15 protein-coding genes are annotated in these 15,155 nt (G+C 64.2%); 6 read left to right on the top strand and 9 right to left on the bottom strand.

All coding sequences use genetic code 11. From position 1 onward, the window contains the following. The first annotated feature begins 308 nt into the window (after positions 1 to 308). Positions 309 to 2,258: a DNA primase gene (dnaG, locus tag IPM12_04935; protein ID MBK9147154.1), complete on the top strand. Its 1,950-nt coding sequence runs from the start codon at positions 309 to 311 to the stop codon at positions 2,256 to 2,258. Between the two features lie 4 nt (positions 2,259 to 2,262). Here dnaG and IPM12_04930 read toward each other — a convergent pair whose 3' ends face one another. Continuing rightward, positions 2,263 to 5,001: a tetratricopeptide repeat protein gene (locus IPM12_04930; protein ID MBK9147153.1), complete on the bottom strand. Its 2,739-nt coding sequence runs from the start codon at positions 4,999 to 5,001 to the stop codon at positions 2,263 to 2,265. A gap of 216 nt (positions 5,002 to 5,217) precedes the next feature. Here IPM12_04930 and IPM12_04925 point away from each other — a divergent pair, with 216 nt between their 5' ends. Together IPM12_04925 and IPM12_04920 are read left to right on the top strand one after the other, a co-directional pair. Continuing rightward, a complete protein-coding gene (locus tag IPM12_04925) occupies positions 5,218 to 6,144 on the top strand; it encodes a cation transporter (GenBank protein MBK9147152.1) in 927 nt (308 codons plus the stop codon). A 125-nt stretch (positions 6,145 to 6,269) separates the two neighbouring features. Next, on the top strand, positions 6,270 to 6,413 hold the full coding sequence (locus tag IPM12_04920) for a hypothetical protein (protein MBK9147151.1): 144 nt from the start codon (positions 6,270 to 6,272) through the stop codon (positions 6,411 to 6,413). Positions 6,414 to 6,505: 92 nt separating this feature from the next. Here the strand turns inward: IPM12_04920 and IPM12_04915 are convergent, their stop codons facing one another. From IPM12_04915 to IPM12_04885, 7 genes are all read right to left on the bottom strand, one after another. Beyond that, positions 6,506 to 7,330, bottom strand: coding sequence for a hypothetical protein (locus tag IPM12_04915; protein ID MBK9147150.1), 825 nt, complete (start codon positions 7,328 to 7,330; stop codon positions 6,506 to 6,508). Continuing rightward, entirely contained in the window at positions 7,284 to 7,934 is a 651-nt protein-coding gene (locus tag IPM12_04910; protein ID MBK9147149.1) for a hypothetical protein, read from the bottom strand. Before IPM12_04910 ends, IPM12_04915 begins: the two co-directional genes overlap by 47 nt. A 30-nt stretch (positions 7,935 to 7,964) precedes the next feature. Beyond that, positions 7,965 to 8,909 carry a hypothetical protein gene (locus IPM12_04905; protein ID MBK9147148.1) on the bottom strand — a complete coding sequence of 315 codons (945 nt, stop codon included), beginning with the start codon at positions 8,907 to 8,909 and terminating at the stop codon, positions 7,965 to 7,967. 127 nt (positions 8,910 to 9,036) lie between these two features. After that, the gene (locus IPM12_04900) at positions 9,037 to 9,696 is read right to left on the bottom strand and encodes a response regulator transcription factor (GenBank protein ID MBK9147147.1); all 660 of its coding nucleotides are present in this window, start codon (positions 9,694 to 9,696) and stop codon (positions 9,037 to 9,039) included. Between the two features lie 361 nt (positions 9,697 to 10,057). Next, positions 10,058 to 10,831 (bottom strand): hypothetical protein, encoded by a 774-nt coding sequence (locus IPM12_04895; GenBank protein MBK9147146.1) that lies wholly within the window; start codon positions 10,829 to 10,831, stop codon positions 10,058 to 10,060. Further along, on the bottom strand, positions 10,828 to 11,271 hold the full coding sequence (locus IPM12_04890; protein MBK9147145.1) for a hypothetical protein: 444 nt from the start codon (positions 11,269 to 11,271) through the stop codon (positions 10,828 to 10,830). The genes IPM12_04895 and IPM12_04890 overlap by 4 nt, the downstream gene beginning before the upstream one ends. Before the next feature lie 100 nt (positions 11,272 to 11,371). Then, positions 11,372 to 12,001: a fibronectin type III domain-containing protein gene (locus IPM12_04885; GenBank protein MBK9147144.1), complete on the bottom strand. Its 630-nt coding sequence runs from the start codon at positions 11,999 to 12,001 to the stop codon at positions 11,372 to 11,374. Positions 12,002 to 12,153: 152 nt separating this feature from the next. Between IPM12_04885 and IPM12_04880 the strand changes: the two genes are divergently transcribed. Next, the gene (locus IPM12_04880; GenBank protein MBK9147143.1) at positions 12,154 to 12,528 is read left to right on the top strand and encodes a hypothetical protein; all 375 of its coding nucleotides are present in this window, start codon (positions 12,154 to 12,156) and stop codon (positions 12,526 to 12,528) included. A gap of 150 nt (positions 12,529 to 12,678) precedes the next feature. Here IPM12_04880 and IPM12_04875 read toward each other — a convergent pair whose 3' ends face one another. Beyond that, the gene (locus IPM12_04875) at positions 12,679 to 13,377 is read right to left on the bottom strand and encodes a response regulator transcription factor (GenBank protein MBK9147142.1); all 699 of its coding nucleotides are present in this window, start codon (positions 13,375 to 13,377) and stop codon (positions 12,679 to 12,681) included. A gap of 329 nt (positions 13,378 to 13,706) precedes the next feature. On the opposite strand from IPM12_04875, the gene IPM12_04870 reads away from it, so the two are divergent. Next, complete coding sequence (locus tag IPM12_04870) at positions 13,707 to 14,036, top strand: hypothetical protein (protein ID MBK9147141.1); 330 nt, start codon at positions 13,707 to 13,709, stop codon at positions 14,034 to 14,036. Positions 14,037 to 14,148: 112 nt separating this feature from the next. Then, a complete protein-coding gene (locus IPM12_04865; protein ID MBK9147140.1) occupies positions 14,149 to 15,153 on the top strand; it encodes a hypothetical protein in 1,005 nt (334 codons plus the stop codon). Positions 15,154 to 15,155 lie beyond the last annotated feature (2 nt).

Raw genomic sequence — 15,155 nt, 5'->3', positions numbered from 1 at the left:
CCATAGCATCTCAAGACCTGGCACGGAAACAAGCTGGCCCTCAGCCGTCCGCCATGGATCGAAGTGAACAATCGCCGGTGATGCACGCATCATTTCAACAGACCAAGGCCCGCACGCCTCACGCTTCTACATTCACGGCCCTTTCGGCCCACCCCAACTGCCCACTGCCCCTGCTCCTGCCCACTGCCCCTGCTCCTGCCTCCTGCCCCTGCCCCCTGCCCCCTGCCCCCTGCCTCCTGCCCCTGCCTCCTGCCCACTGCCCACTGCCCCTGCTCCTGCCCACTGCCCCTGCCCCTGCCAACTGACTCATGATCTCCCCCTCTGCCATCCAATCCGTCAAAGACGCCATGCGCGTCGAGGAGGTCGTGGGCGAATTCGTCGCGCTCAAGCGCAAAGGCCCGCGCTACCTCGGCCTCTGCCCCTTCCACAACGAGAAGACGCCGAGCTTCAACGTCACCCCGAACCTCGGCATCTACAAGTGCTTCGGCTGCGGCAAGGCCGGCGATGCCATCACCTTCCTGCAAGAGCACGAGCACCTCAGCTATGTAGAGGCGATCAAGTGGCTCGCGAAGCGCTACCAGATCGAACTGCCCGAAGAGGAGCAATCGCCCGAGCAGCAGCTGGAGCAGAGCGAGCGTGAGAGCATCGCCGTGGCGCAGCAATGGGCCATGGCCTGGAGCGAAGAGCAGCTCTGGAACACCGATGAAGGCAAGCGCATCGGCCTCTCGTACTTCCACGAGCGCGGCTTCAGCGATACCACCATCAAGGCCTTCCACCTGGGCTACGTGCCCGAGCAGGGCAACGCTTTCGCCATCGCTGCGCAGGCCAACGGCTTCAATCCGGAGATCCTGGAGAAGGCCGGTTGGATCAAGCGCCGCGACGATGGTGGGGCCTGGGACTTCTTCGCCGGGCGCGTCACCTTCCCCGTCTTCGGCCTCAGCGGCCAGCCCATCGCCTTCGGCGCGCGCACGCTGAAGAGCGATAAGAAGCTCCCGAAGTACTTCAACTCGCCCGAGAGCGTCCTCTATGTGAAGAGCCGCTCGCTCTACGGCATCCATCACGCCAAGAAGGCCATCGTGGAGCAGCAGCTCTGCTATCTGGTCGAGGGCTACACCGATGTGATCTCGCTGCATCAGGCCGGCATCACCAACGTGGTGGCCAGCAGCGGCACCAGCCTCACCGAGGATCAGGTGCGGCTGATCAAGCGCTATGCGCCAACGGTGTGCATCCTCTACGACGGCGATGCAGCGGGCATGAAGGCGAGCCTGCGCGGCATCGACCTCATCCTGAAGGAGGGCCTCAACGTGAAGGTGGTCACCTTCCCCGAGGGTGAGGATCCCGACAGCTTCGCCAAGAGCCACAGCAGCAGCGAGGTGCTCGCACATCTCACCGGCACCGCGCAGGACTTCCTCGTGTTCAAGGCCACCTTGCTCATGCAGGATGTGGGCGACGACCCCGTGAAGAAGGCCGCCGCCATCCACGAGATCGTGGAGAGCATCGCGCTGGTGCCCGATCAAGTATTGCGCTCACTCTACATCCAGCAATGCGCACGCCTGCTCAGCGTGAACGAGCAAGCGCTCATTAGCGAGATGAACAAGGTGCTGCGCAGGCAGTACCGCAAGAAGCTTGGTGATGACCAGCCCGTGCCGGAGGAGCTGATCCCAACGGAGATCGCGCCGCCGCAACCCACGCTGGAGGAGGTGGGCACCACACCGCAGGAACGCGACCTGCTCCGCCTGCTGCTCGCCTACGGCCACGAACGCATCAGCGTGCCCGTGCTCGACGACGAGGGCAATCCCGCCGACGACGAGAGTACCGTGGCCGAAACGATGTTCGAGCTGCTTGCCCTCGACGACATCCTCTTCGACGAGCCGCTCTTCCGCGAGATCTACCTCGACTACCGCTTCGCCACCAATACCGGCAACGCCATCGATGCCTCGCGCTACGTGGCCCACGAGCGCCAGGACTGGCGCGGCACCGCCATCGATCTGCTCACCGACCGCCACGTGCTCAGCCCCAATTGGAAGGACCGCCACAAGATCCACGTGAAGCGCGAGAGCGAGCAGCTCTACGATGCCATCGAGGAAGCCGTGGACATCCTCAAGGAGCGCCGCGTGGACCGCATGGTGCGCGACCGCCAGGAGCGGCTCAAGACCGCCGACGATACGAACCTGATGATCCTCCTCGCCGAGATCCGCGCGCTCACGGAGGTGAAGCAGAAGCTCGCGAAGCGGACCGGGAGGGTGGTGGTGGGCTGAGGGGTCAGAAGCCCTTCGTGGCCAAATAGGCTTCCAGCTCCGGCCATCGCACCGTCGGATCCTCGGCCACAGCCCTGCTGTACTGCTGCGCCGCTTCAACGAAGCGGTCGTTCTTCGCCAAGGCCATGGCGAGCACTGTGCGATTCGGCGCGCTCGGCGCGAGCCGCATCGAATGCTCCGCGAGCGCGAGCGCTCTGGCGGGATCTTGCGTCAGGCCTTCCGCAAGGAGGAGGTAGGCCAGGTTCGAGGCCACCAGATCATCATGGGGCCAGAGCTCATGCGCCATGATGTAGTGGGTGAGCGCCTCGCGATCGCGCCCGCTGGCATTGAGCGCCAGGGCGAGCGTTCGGTGCGCTTGATGTGATCGCGGAGCCGCGGCGACCGCACGCTGCATGATGCGCACCGTGCCGTTGAGGTCCTGCAGGTCGAAGAGGATCCCGCCGAGGTTGATGAGCGCGAGCGTGTCGAAGGGATCGGAGCGCAGCGCAGCCTGGTAATGCGCCGCTGCTTTCGGCAGGTCGCGCACGCTGGCATCGCCGAGCCGATGGATGAGGCCCAGGTTCATATGCCCGTGCTTGCTCAGCGGGTCGATGGCCAAGAGCTGCTCGGCCACGCGCACCGCCTCGGGGTATCGCTTCAGGTTCAGCAAGGCCTGTGCATAGGCCTGGCCCGCAAGTACGTTGGTGCTGTCCTGCTCCCAGATCGGCATGATGAGGCTGATCGCCTCCTCATTGCGCCCTTGCATCAGGGCGGCGTTGGCTAATCCGATGGTGCGCTCGCGCTCCATCACCTGGTCGCTCAATCGCGCACGGGCGTAGAATGCCTGCGCCTTCTCGGGATCGGCCAATGGGGTCCTGGTGTACAATTCGCCCAGGTTGAAGAGTGTCCTGGCATCGGTGCTATCGATCCGGAAGGCATCGAGCAGCAAGGCCTCGGCCCGGCGATGATCGGCGGGACTCACGCGAAGGATCAGCAGTTCGGCAAGAAGGGTTCGCGCCTTGGCCGGAGCATTCCCGGTTGCGATGGCGCGCTCCAGGTGATGCATGCTCTGCGGCCAATCGCCTTGGGCATAGGCTGCGAAGCCGGCAAGGAACCTAGCCCGGCCCGATGTGCTGTCGGCCTCGATGGCCCGCAAGGCGAGCTCCAGGCCGCGTGCAATAGCCTGCGCGCTTCGATCGCTCGCGCCCAGGTACAGCTCGGCCAGGTCGGTGAGGATCCCGGTGTGCCGAGGCGCGCGCAGCAGTGCCTCCTCGTAGGTGGCGCGCGCTTCCGGCAGCTGGCCCAGGGTGTCGAGCACATTGGCCGTCAGCATCCAGCCATAAGCGTTGTCCGGCTGCAGGTTCACCATGGCCGTGGCTTCGCGCAGCGCTTCCTTGAACTGGCCCAGCCGTGCATGGCAATCGACGCGGAACCCGCGATTCACGAAATCGACCTCGGTGGTGGTGGGCTCCGATGCATAGAGCAGCTCCAGCGCGCGCGACCATTCCCCCTTGGAGGCATGCACGTTGGCCATCGCCCGGTCCAGGAGGTTGCCCGTGGTGGCCACGAGCAATTCGGTGGCGCGTTCGGCGAGCGTGCGGAAGCGCAAGGGCACAAGCCGGTTGGCCTCGCTGCTGTTCATGCGCCGCATCACGTAGTGCAGGCTCACGGCGCCGCTGTCCGTGGCCGTGGGCTCGGTAAGCTCGCCGTGGAAGAGCAGCCGCGCATGCAGGCTGTCCGCCAGACGCACCGCGTCGTCGCCGCTGAGCGCGCGTGCTTCGCGCAGCAACCTGATCTCCGCCGGTATGCCATGCGCCGCCGCATGCGCGTGCAGGTGCTTGCGCAGCACCTCCTCGAAGCGCAGCTCCAGGTTCGGGTCGTCCTGCAGCACCTGGAAAGGCAGCAGCACCACGCGCAGCACCGTATCGGCGGGCGCCGACCAGTCCTCGCCAAGTGGTTCCGCTTCGCCGGAAGTGCGCACGAGCATCACGCTGATCGCGATCCCAGCGGCTACAGCGGCCATCCACCACCACGTGCGTGACGTGCGCTTGGGCGCTGCTGCTTCCGCTGGGGGCGGCAGGGCCGGCGCGCCGGCGCGTTCCCCCTGCTTCTCCACCACCAGCCTCAACTGCGTAAGCTCCTTGCGCAAGGCCTGCCCTTCGTCGGCCTGCGCGCGGATGGCCGCCAGCTCTGCTTCAAGCGCTGCGCGCTCATCGCCCTTGCGCGCTTCTGCCGACGCTATCTCGTCCAAGCGCGCTTGCAACCCGGCAATGTGCGCGGCTTGGGCACGTTGCTCTTCTTCCTGTTTCCTGCGCTCGGCCTCCAGCCGGTCCTTCACCGCCTTGCCCGAAAGCGCTTCGGCCAGCTGCTTCGGCAGCGGCATGCGCAGGCGCTCTGCATAGAGCCACTGCACCAGGGCCGCCAGATGCACCGCGCCAATGGTGGCGGAGCTGCGCATCACCGGTTCGTCGTGCACCCCCTTGTTGCCCTGGATCTGCAGCGCCTTCAAGTGGTTCACCACTTCCTGCGGCACTTGCGCGTGCCGCTGCACCGAGCCGATCAAGAGCTGCAGGTTCGACCCCTCGATCACGCTGGCCGCCTGCAACGCGCTCACCTTCTGCAGCAGCAGCACCTTGCACGCCGCCTCCGCCGCCTTGCGCATGTTGCCCAGCGCATCGGCATGCTTCCCGCTGCGGTGCCGATCCAACGCATCGGCCACGTAACCGGCGAAGTCGTTCAGCTTGGCGGAAAGGGCATCGGGCATGCGAGCAAACGTAAGAGCGGGGCGGCGGGCGCTGGACTGCGTCATAGGCCCCACGTGCAGCCCGCATGGTGCGCGACCGCCAGGAGCAATTGAATGCCGCCGATCACACGGCCATGATGCTGCTGCTCGCGGAGATCCAGCGCCTCAGCGAAGCCAAGATGAAGCTGGCGAAGCGGACGGGAAGGGTGGTGGTGGGCTAGGAATACCTTTCGCCCCATGCCCCAACACGAGCACGCACACTCGCACACGGGCCATCACCACCACGAGCACGCCCACGGCCACGTTTCCGCCGCAAGTGCCGTAGCCCTCCGCACCGCCTTCTTCGTCAACCTCGCCTTCACGCTCGTAGAGGTCGTTGGCGGCTGGTGGACGGGCAGCATCGCGGTGCTCACCGATGCCCTGCACGATGCGGGCGACTGCCTGGTGCTCGGCACCGCGTGGTACCTGCAACGCGTGGCCATGAAGGGTCGAGATTCGCATTACAGCTACGGCTACGGTCGCTACAGCATGCTCGGCGGATGGCTCACCAGCGTGGTGCTCATCATCGGGGCGCTCTTCATGCTCACCGTGAGCGTGCCCAAGCTCTGGGCGCCGGAGCTGCCGCATTCACTGGGCATGATCGGCTTCGCGCTCTTCGGCCTCGCCATGAACGGCTTCGCCGCGTGGAAGCTGCACGGCGGGCAAACGCTGAACGAGCGCGGCGCTTACCTGCATTTGCTGGAGGACGTGCTCGGCTGGGCCGCGGTGCTCGTGGGCGGCATCGTCATCTACTTCACCAACTGGGCCATCGTCGATCCATTGCTCAGCGTCGCCATCAGCGCCTACATCCTCATCAACGCCATCGGTACCTTGAAGAAAGGAACCGGCATCCTCATGCAGGAGATCCCCGCGGGGCTCGACATGCAGCAGGTGCGCACCGACCTCATGGCCATCCCGCACGTCATCGACCTGCACGACCAGCACACGTGGACGCTCGACGGCAGCTTCATCGTGCATACCGTGCATGTGGTGGTTGAGGGCATTGATCACCGCGAAGCGCTCGGCATCAAGGCCAAGGCCCGCGAGGCGCTGCAGAAGCACGGCATCCACCACGCCACCATCGAACTCGAATGGGCCGATGAGGATTGCGGGACGAAATGCTGAGTTGAATGCGGGAAATGGAGGTGAAGGTGGTAATGGAAGCAAAGGAGGACTCCTCCCTCACCTCCCTCACCTCCTTCCCCTCCACCTAGCTTGCACCGACCTTCTCGTTCAGCACCAGCCATCAGATGAAGAAGCAGCTCTTCCGCATGCTTGCGAAACTGAACAAGGCCTTGCTCCCGAAGATGTGGGACAAGGATCTGCTCCGGCTCACCAAGACCCAGAAGCTGATCATCGCCTGGCGAATCTGGGTGACGAAGAATGCGCTGTGAAAAGGGCCGCAGAGGAATCCCCTTCCTGAACTGCGGCGTGGGTTCTAGGGAAGGCGTTGCGCCCATTCAGTTCCTATGCGCGCCCTTCCGTGTCAGGCGAGCCCCGGTCGCGGCGCGGCGACGAGCTCCGTGAAGGTCCACGTGCAGCCACGATCCGGTGCGCTGGCGCAATGCGCGCTGAAGCCGATGAGCGCGCAACGGTGGCGCAGAGTGTGCAGGCCGCCATTGCTTTCGGTGGCATCCGGGTCGAAGCCCCGCCCATTGTCCGATACGATGAGCGTGATGGGTGGGCCGTAGCGAAAGGTGATGGAGAGCGCATCGGCCCGGCTATGCTTGAGCGCGTTGTTCACCACTTCCTGGAAGATGCGGTAGAGGATGGTGCTGGTGTCGGCATTGATCGTGCGGGATTCGCCTTCCACCTGGAGCTGGGCGCTGATGCGCACCACGCGCTCAATGCGCGCGGCCTCGAAGGCCAGGGCCTCTGCCAGGGTCCGGTTGTTCCAGAGGTCCTCCCGCAGGTCGAGCGCCGTGCTGCGCAGCTCGGCGATGCCATGGTCGAGGGCCTCGATCGCGACTGCGATCCGCTGGGGCTCGTTCTCTTCGAGGGCCGTCATGAGCCCCACGCGCGCCATGGTGAACGTGTGGCCCAGGTTGTCGTGCAGCTCGAGGCCTACGTGATGCATGGTCTGCCGCGTGGCCTCGCGTTCAGCGCGCACCACTTCTTCCTGGAGCTTGCGCTGCGCGGCCTCCAGCTCCAAGCGGTGCTTCACCCGCCGGTTCGCATTCACCACCAGGAGGCCCGCCATGGCCACCCCCATCAGCAGCAGCACGAAGGTGATGACGACGACGACGAAGACGATCTGCAGCGGCTCACTCATGCTTCGCGCGCTGCTGTCCGCCCAGGAGCCAGCAGGCATAGGCGGCGAGAAGGTAGCGAACCGTGCAAAGCACGGGCATGATGGTCCAAAGGGTGGACGCGAGCTCCAGGTCCTGCTTGCGGAGGTAGCGCGCCAGGCCCATCACGGGCGGCAATGCGGTGAAGTAAAGGAGCATGCCAGTGAAGAGCCAGAATGCGGGCACCCTGAGCAAGGCGATCGTGCTGGTGTTGGCCATGCGCCAAAGCAGCGCGCCAAGCACGATGGCGAGCAATAAGGCGAACAGGACGATCGCTTCGAACAGCATGTCGTGCTGCCAGTCCACGAATCGTGCGTTCACCACGAAGCCGGCGAGTCCGAATGCGGCGACCAATAGCAGCACCTTGCTCCAATCGGGTTGCTCAGCGTGGACCATGGCCAGCACGAGCAGGAACTCCAGCACGATGAAGGAATTGTAGAACGGGGCGTTGATCTCTTGCTGAACCTTGGTGACATAGCCGATCAACTCCACGAGGAAGGCCAGCGCCATGAGCGCGCCGCCAAGCCGGAAGAGGCGGGGCCTTGGCCGCTGGATGCGCAAGAAGGCGGCGAAGGCCGCTCCGATGGCTGCAAGCATGAGCAGCTCGCGGAGGTGGTAGAGGAGCATCGGCGTGCAGAACCAGGTGCTATTCCGGGCTCATTTGCACGTGTGCCGGGGGCTGGTGGCCGCAGTCCAGAATTGGAACGGCGTATTCGGGCAGAGGTGCGGGCAGGGCGATCCCACATCCAGCGCCTTCGCCCGGAACGGCTCGTTCGTGTAAGTGGAATCGTCCAGGTCCACGCCCACCGGCACCCAGGCCAGGCCCTGATGGAAGCCGCGCTCTTCATACGTGCTGTCGGGGAGCAGGGCGCGGAATTGCGGCGTGGCAATGGGCACCAGCGAGAGTTCGCCTTCGCTCAAGCCGTTCTGTGCGATGAGGCCGCGCACCACATCCTCGCCGTGGATCGCCGAGTTGGGCTCCGATTCCGCATGGAGCCTGACCCAAGCTGAATTGTAGTCGGACTTGATCATCACCCTGGCCGCGTAGTTGGCCCAGCCTCCGCCCGCTGCACGCCACGCCACGAGCCCGCCCGTTTCGAGCTGCAACGAGCCGTCGGACTTGATCCGGTAGCAATCGTCCGATTCAGCATACTCGTATTCCTCGGTGGTGTCGTCGTACTTCAGGCAGAGCAGTTGCAGCCGCACATCAAACGCGTTGCTGTTCAGCCCATAGTGCACCACCACGCCGCGCACGATGGGGCCGCTGGGCTCACAGGGCTCCACCGCATCCAGTGCGCTCAGCAGGGCGGAGCACTTCACCTGGATGCCGCCCGATGGCAGCGGGATGGGCGCATGGCTGGTGGAATCGCCTTGGTGGATATGGTCCGTGAAGTCCGCTTCGGCACAGGCCAATTCGCCCTTGGGCACGTAGAGGTGCTCCGTGCCGAACACATCGGGCAGGGCGGATTTCAGGGCGGCATCGAGGACCTCGATCCCGTTGGTGGCCGGTGCCTGCTGCTCCGGGGCGGAAGGTCCACAGGCCAGCAAGGTGAAGGGCAGGGCGGTGAGCAGCAAGCGAAGGCGGGTACGGGGGTGCAGCATCGGGTACGGTATGAGCCATCAAATGAAGGCGATGCGGACCATGCGTGGCACCGGTGCTTGCACGGGTGCAAGGGGGCTTTTCACACGGGTCGCTTAAGAGCCTGTTTGAAGAGATTCCAAACGGGCTCTAAGGCAGTATGCCCCACTTGAAGGCGAAGACCACCAGCCCGGCCTTGGTCTTCACATCGCACTTGCGGTACACGGTTTCGCGGTAACCGTCAACGGTGCGGCGGTGAACACCCATGCGCTCGGCCACCTGGTCGTTGGTGAGCTCGTGCTCGTTGCACACCAGCCTGATGAAGGCAAGCTCCCGGTCCGTGAGGCTGCTCAGCGCAACACTGCGGCGCTGCTCGTGCTCCTTGCGCAGGGCCTGTGCCTGCCTCACCTCCGATGGGTGGTGGTAATGGCCCAGCACCGCCACCTGGTTCAGCGCATCGAGGAAGACGCTCTTGCTGATGTCCTTGCGCAGGAAACCGCAGGCACCGGCGCGCAAGGCCCTTTCCTGGGCCTCCTCGCTGCCCTCGAAGGTGAGGGCCAGGGCGCGCGTGCCGGGGGTGTTGGCGCGTATCCAGGCGATGGTCTCATAGCCGTCCATCAGCGGCATGTGCAGGTCCACCACCGCTACCGAGATCTCGGTGCCGTTCTTGATGGCGCGCATGTACTCCACGCCGTGGCTGGCCTCCAGCACCACCTGGTATTGGGGAATGCCGTCGAGCATCTCCGCCATCATGCTGCGGAACAGCGTGTGGTCATCGACAAGCGCGATGGGGATAGCGGGCGTTTCCATGGGAGAGCAACCGACCAAGTATAGCGTGTACGTTTTAATCGGGTGTTCACACGGCGCTGTTGGGCAGTGTCTTCGTGTCGACCGAAAGGACCTTCATGGGGAGGCACTTCGACCAGCACCACCTCTTTCGATATGGCACCATGCGACTAGGACGTGAGTGCGGTGGCGTCCACGATCCGCGCGGCGCGGCCGTAGCCGATAGTGCGGTAGGCCGTGTGGCGAAGGCCAGCGCTTGGATCGTGGTCGCCTCCCGAGCCGCAGGCGAAGGGATGGCTCCACCTTTTGGCGAAGCAAAAGGTGGAAGGAGAATTCAGCTCAATGGAACAGCGCGAGTTCCCGGAATATGAGGAGGCGCATGGAATCACATGCCGAAGGGTTCGGCATACAGCAGCTCCGGGCGGGCAACAGCAGGGCCCAGCACCAGGCGCGTGCCCACGGGCGTGCAGGCGTAGCCGCGCTCGCGCAAGTGCACCAACGCCGGGCTGCCATCGGGCAGCAACAGGTGGCGCTGTGTGGGGAAGAGCCAGCGTTGCAGCTCCAATCCGGCATGCGGCGCATCGGCCACGATGAGGCCATCGCCCAGCAGCGGCAGGGCGAAGCCGCGCACCACGCCGCGCTCCTCGTACACCTGTCCCAGGAATTCGTGTTCGGTAAGCAGCGCGTGCCGGTCCATGCCTGTGGCACGGCGGTCCAGGTGGAGCATGCCGAAGCGGTGGCGCGGTTGCAGGGGAACGACTTCGGCATGCGTGGCCTGCAGGAAACGGCCGCCTGCGCAGCGCAACACGGGCTCGTGCGGAAGGAATGCATGCGCCTGCCAGAGCGGAGCGTCCGCGTCGGGTGCGATCACCGTGATGCGGCTGGTACCGGCGGCAAGCAGGTCGTGCAGCAGCTGCGCGACCATTCCTGCGCGTGCATCGCAGGCGGTGCCGCGGTTGCTCAACAGGATGATGCGCGCGTGCGCATCGAAGAGCAAGGCGGCCGCGATGCCCAGGGAACGATCGCCCTCGTGCGCGTGCCATAGCCGGGCGTAAGGCGTACCCGCCAGCCAGCGCAAGCGCGGAAGCACGAGCGGCGCATGCTGCCATTGACGGAATACGGATTCCGCGTTGTGCGTGAGCGTGCTGGTGCGGATCATGCGCGCGCTTGCTTACGGCACAAGTGCACCAAGGTGGTCCGTCCATCGTCGTGCGGCAGTCGGCCCAGCACGCGATCCAGGTATTCCACGCCGCCGATGGCTGGCCTGCCGGCATGTTGCGGATCGCGCACCAGGTCCACTTGCAGCCTGCCCAGCAGCGGATGCTGCAAGGGGAAGCTGCACAAGAAGCGCCAGTGCGCGGTGCGTGTGCGGTACGATAGGAAGTGGCTGTAAAGCGCTGTGTGGTGCCAGATGGCGGTGAGGCGGCCGAAGGCATCGGCCACTTGCGGCAGGTGCGGGTATTGTGCGCGCGCCAGGGCCACCAATGCGCTTGGGTCGAAGGCCGTGCCGACCTCATCGTTCACGCGGGTGTACCAAGCGAGGTATTCGCGCTCGAAGGCCAAGGCGCTGCGCTCTCCAGGTGTTGTGCTTGTGTTCATGGTGCGGTTGGTTCTCACGCCCCCAACCCCGGAGCCTGCCTTTGCGGCCGACCCGGGGCGGGAGCTTTGCGTGAAGAAGGACCTCGATTGGCGGTGCGGCTCAGGCGGCCTTGCTCACCGCGCTGTCGCTGGCCGGACCGGCACCGGCGGTGCCAATGGCCTGCACGCGGAAGTAGTACACCGCATCGGTGGTGAGGCCCTCGGCCACCAGGTAGTTCTTGCTGGTCTGCGTCAGCAGGGTCCACCCCTCCTCCACGTTCGGGTCGCCGGCATTGATGTAAACGGCATACATCAAGCGGCCCTTCACGCGGTCCCAGCGCAGATCCACTTCACCGCCCAGCACGCCGCGCTTGGCCCGCAGGTTCTTCGGCGCGGGCACCACGCCGACCGGGCTGGGGGCCTTCCGCGTGGTGAAGCCCGCGCTCGCGATCTTCTCCGCATCGTTGGTGCACTGCGCCTCCACGTAGCCGGCCAGCTTGCGGATGAACTCCTCCACCACTGCGCGGCGCTCGTTGCGCAGCAGGTGATCGGTCTTGCCGCCGTTCTGCGATACCGCCATGTTCGACGATTCCAGCGCGTCGCAGGCCGCGGCGAAATCGGTGAGGAATCCAGCAGGCAGCGTAACGTTCGCGTTGTCCGTGCAATCCTCGATGTGGTTGCGGCCTTTTTCCACCAAGGCTGCGGGGGTGAGGCTTCTGAAGCCCAGTACGATGACCAGATTCTGTTTCATGGTCTTGTTGGTTTAATGCGCCGGGGAATTCCGGACACGGCCCCTCTTTCGTGGAAGCCCCTCTCGAGGTGACGTTTCCTGCTGGCGGGAAATCCGCACGCGCAGCGCGTAGTTCTACGCACGCCCTTCTGAATGCCGCGTCAATACAGGTCATGCCGTTGCTGCTTCAGTTGTTCGCAACGGCCGCGCGACTTGCTGGCGACGCCGCGCAACTTGATCGTGGCCACGTGCAGCATGATGCCCTTGCTGCGCGCTTTGCTCACGCAGCCCTGCAACTTGCTCCTGGCGCCGCGCAACTTGGCGCACCCACCGCGCCATGTGCTCTTGCCAGCACGCAACCTGATGGCAGCGCCGCACGGGCTGATGATGCCGTTGCGCAATTCGCTGCCGCAGCCGCGCAACTGGAGGGCGGCGACGCGCCTATCGATGGCCCCGTTGCGCGACTTGCCGACATGGTCACGCCGCTTGCCGATGCCGCCAAGCAACTTGCCCTTGCCGCCGTGCAGATCGATGCCGCCGCCAGTTGACTGATCACGGTAACGGGCGACCTGGCGATGCCACCGCGCAACCAGGCCAACAGATGATCAAGGCGCGGCACGCTGCAGCGCAATTGCACGGCGCAAAGACCTCCGTGCGCGACCCTCACGCACGGCCGCGCACCGGGGGCCTGTCACCTTTCAGGTAACAGGCCCAGGTGCTTCGTGCGCGGCAACCAGCCCGAGCCTGATGGCGCCAATGGCCAAGGCGGTCTTGCTATTCACCCCGAACAAGGCGCATAGCTCGGCCGCATAACGCTCCACGGTGCGGCGGTTCAGCTTCAGCTCCGCCGCCATGGCCGCGTAGGTGGGGTCGTCGCCGCGGCAAATGGCCTCCAGCACGCCCCAATGGCTCTGGGGTATCTGCGCCGCCAGGCGCTTGCGCCGCCGCTCCTCCACGGTGAGGCCGTCCGGGTTCTCGAGAAGCACGCGCTGGCTGTAGTCGGTGTGGTACACGGCGCCAGCAGCCAGGGTGTCCATGGCCACCACCAGTTGCTCCGCCGCCTCTTCCTTGCACAAGAAGCCATGCGCCCCGCCCCGGTAGCTGCGGATCACGGCAGCGTCATCGGCGAACTGGCTATATACCAGCACGCGCACCAGGGGCCGATGCTGCTTCAGCCAATCGAGCACGGCATACCCATCCATCACCGGCATGCTCAGATCAACAATGGCGATGGTCACCTGTGCGCCCGCTTCCAGGGCCTGCACCAATTCCTGACCATTGCGTGCATGCACCGTTACACGGTAGCGCTCACTGCGGTGCAAGAGGTCGGCGATGCCCGCGCGCATCAGGTCGTGGTCGTCGGCAAGGGCCACGTGCAAGACATCGGGTCCAGGCATTCGTGAGGAGATTTCCTTACCGCGAATTCACGGATCGGAAGCGTGAGAATGGATGTGGTGAATACCGGTGCTTGCGGCCAAGCCCAGCGGTAGCCTGCCCATGCGTTTCCAGCCCTCAGGGCCACGCTGCCCATGCCCGACAAGGGTTTGCGCACGCGATGGAGCGGTTGTGATTCCGAGGAGGACCCGTGTAAAAAGCCCCCCCGACCCGTGTAAGAAACCCCCTTGGGGGGGAGGGGGGGGATGGATGGGCAAAAGACGTTTGGCACGCACCGATTGCCTTGCACGAACCACGACCTACCTGAACAATGGAAACATCCTGCTCCACCATGAAACCCATCAAACGCGAGATAGAGCACTCGATAGTCGTGCTGAAGATGGCCAACAATATGGATATGCGCACTTATCGGCTCATCACGCAAACGTGTAACCAGGAACTCATTGGCAAGAAGCTCGATGCCGAAAGTGGATCACAGAGAAAGAGGTCCAGCGCCGCGACGAAGCCAAGCGCGGAAATAGTCGATACCAAGCGCCAAGCAACATTATGCAACACCCGCATGGCCGGCAGAACGAGTTGGCTTCGCCGTGGTTCCACTTGCGGTTTGATGACCGTCGGATACCATCCCCAATCCGGAGGGGGTATTCGATCCTTCGACTAACAAGGAAATTCCATTGAAGAACCCAGTTTGATCCAAACCAACAACAGCGAACCCCATGCTGAAGAAAGCCACACGTAAGCACCCGTGCCTACCAGGCCGCAAACTGCCCCCAATGAAAAAGGGAGGGGCCGGGCCGGTTATCCGCAAGCGGAAAGGGATTGAGCTGCTGGTACGCCTAAGCGTCGTCGACATGAAGGTCGATGCCTTTTCCTGCACCATCACCGTACGCAATGCAGGGAACGCACCCTGCTTCAATGGGCGCATCGATCTGTTCAAAGCAGGGGCATTATTCCACGGGCAAACCATTGCCGGGCAGATAAAAGTCGGCACCACCGCATTCGCGCTCGGCATTCAGGAACAGAAGGAGGTCCGTATCTCGCGCAACCGGCTTCTAGGGTCATTCGGGACTTTCACAGCAATTGCCTACGACCCGATCCTGGACCCTTTTCCTGTTTCGAGAGTCGGACAGCTCACGTGGCACGATGTGGACCTGCTCACGCACGACATCGGGCACTGGACGCAAATCCGTTATCCGAATGATCATCATTTCGCCAACGGCAGCGCGGTGGACAATGATCACCGGACGTGGTCCTATAGCCCGCTCACTCGATTCGGGAGAGGGATCCCGCACGATCCTCCGGCTCCTTCCCATGTCTATTTTCCTGGAACTCCACCTGCCAACGGTGTAAACGACGATGGACGCTACTCGGAGATCCAACAGGTGGTTCATCTGGAGGAGCACCCCGATCACGATTTCATCGAGCAGGAATCGGCGAAGGGGAACCTGAGCGCGAGATTGGAGTGCGATTTGGTGAACTGGGACCAGGATCCCCGTGATCAAGGGGGCATCGCCATTTCGGTGAGTCGCGGTGGCAGTTCCGTGGGGCAATTCCCGGAGTTGCTTCCCACGGTTTCGTCATACGCAGCATGGACTCGGCTAACCGTGGGACTTGGCACGACCATGCCCTTCGATCGGGTCACGGCCCGATTGTGCGCGCGTAGAAGGACCGGGAACAACAGCGATTCCTATTTCGGCAATGTGCGCTGCTTGGTCCTGCACCGGCAGGTCGCGCGTCGATCGAACCTATTCCTCACCCGGTTCCCATTACAACCCTGATA

Source organism: Flavobacteriales bacterium, from assembly GCA_016716605.1.
GTDB lineage: Bacteria > Bacteroidota > Bacteroidia > Flavobacteriales_F > PHOS-HE28 > PHOS-HE28.
The sequence above is the reverse complement of the archived record's forward strand: the minus strand, read 5'-3'. Positions and strand labels throughout refer to the sequence as shown.

What these genes read in the sequence shown, in the direction of transcription:
- dnaG (MBK9147154.1), top strand. Translation starts at nt 309, where the DNA reads ATGATCTCCCCCTCTGCCATCCAATCCGTCAAAGACGCCATGCGCGTC.
- IPM12_04930 (MBK9147153.1), bottom strand. Translation starts at nt 5,001, where the DNA reads ATGCCCGATGCCCTTTCCGCCAAGCTGAACGACTTCGCCGGTTACGTG.
- IPM12_04925 (MBK9147152.1), top strand. Translation starts at nt 5,218, where the DNA reads ATGCCCCAACACGAGCACGCACACTCGCACACGGGCCATCACCACCAC.
- IPM12_04920 (MBK9147151.1), top strand. Translation starts at nt 6,270, where the DNA reads ATGAAGAAGCAGCTCTTCCGCATGCTTGCGAAACTGAACAAGGCCTTG.
- IPM12_04915 (MBK9147150.1), bottom strand. Translation starts at nt 7,330, where the DNA reads ATGCCTGCTGGCTCCTGGGCGGACAGCAGCGCGCGAAGCATGAGTGAG.
- IPM12_04910 (MBK9147149.1), bottom strand. Translation starts at nt 7,934, where the DNA reads ATGCTCCTCTACCACCTCCGCGAGCTGCTCATGCTTGCAGCCATCGGA.
- IPM12_04905 (MBK9147148.1), bottom strand. Translation starts at nt 8,909, where the DNA reads ATGCTGCACCCCCGTACCCGCCTTCGCTTGCTGCTCACCGCCCTGCCC.
- IPM12_04900 (MBK9147147.1), bottom strand. Translation starts at nt 9,696, where the DNA reads ATGGAAACGCCCGCTATCCCCATCGCGCTTGTCGATGACCACACGCTG.
- IPM12_04895 (MBK9147146.1), bottom strand. Translation starts at nt 10,831, where the DNA reads ATGATCCGCACCAGCACGCTCACGCACAACGCGGAATCCGTATTCCGT.
- IPM12_04890 (MBK9147145.1), bottom strand. Translation starts at nt 11,271, where the DNA reads ATGAACACAAGCACAACACCTGGAGAGCGCAGCGCCTTGGCCTTCGAG.
- IPM12_04885 (MBK9147144.1), bottom strand. Translation starts at nt 12,001, where the DNA reads ATGAAACAGAATCTGGTCATCGTACTGGGCTTCAGAAGCCTCACCCCC.
- IPM12_04880 (MBK9147143.1), top strand. Translation starts at nt 12,154, where the DNA reads ATGCCGTTGCTGCTTCAGTTGTTCGCAACGGCCGCGCGACTTGCTGGC.
- IPM12_04875 (MBK9147142.1), bottom strand. Translation starts at nt 13,377, where the DNA reads ATGCCTGGACCCGATGTCTTGCACGTGGCCCTTGCCGACGACCACGAC.
- IPM12_04870 (MBK9147141.1), top strand. Translation starts at nt 13,707, where the DNA reads ATGAAACCCATCAAACGCGAGATAGAGCACTCGATAGTCGTGCTGAAG.
- IPM12_04865 (MBK9147140.1), top strand. Translation starts at nt 14,149, where the DNA reads ATGAAAAAGGGAGGGGCCGGGCCGGTTATCCGCAAGCGGAAAGGGATT.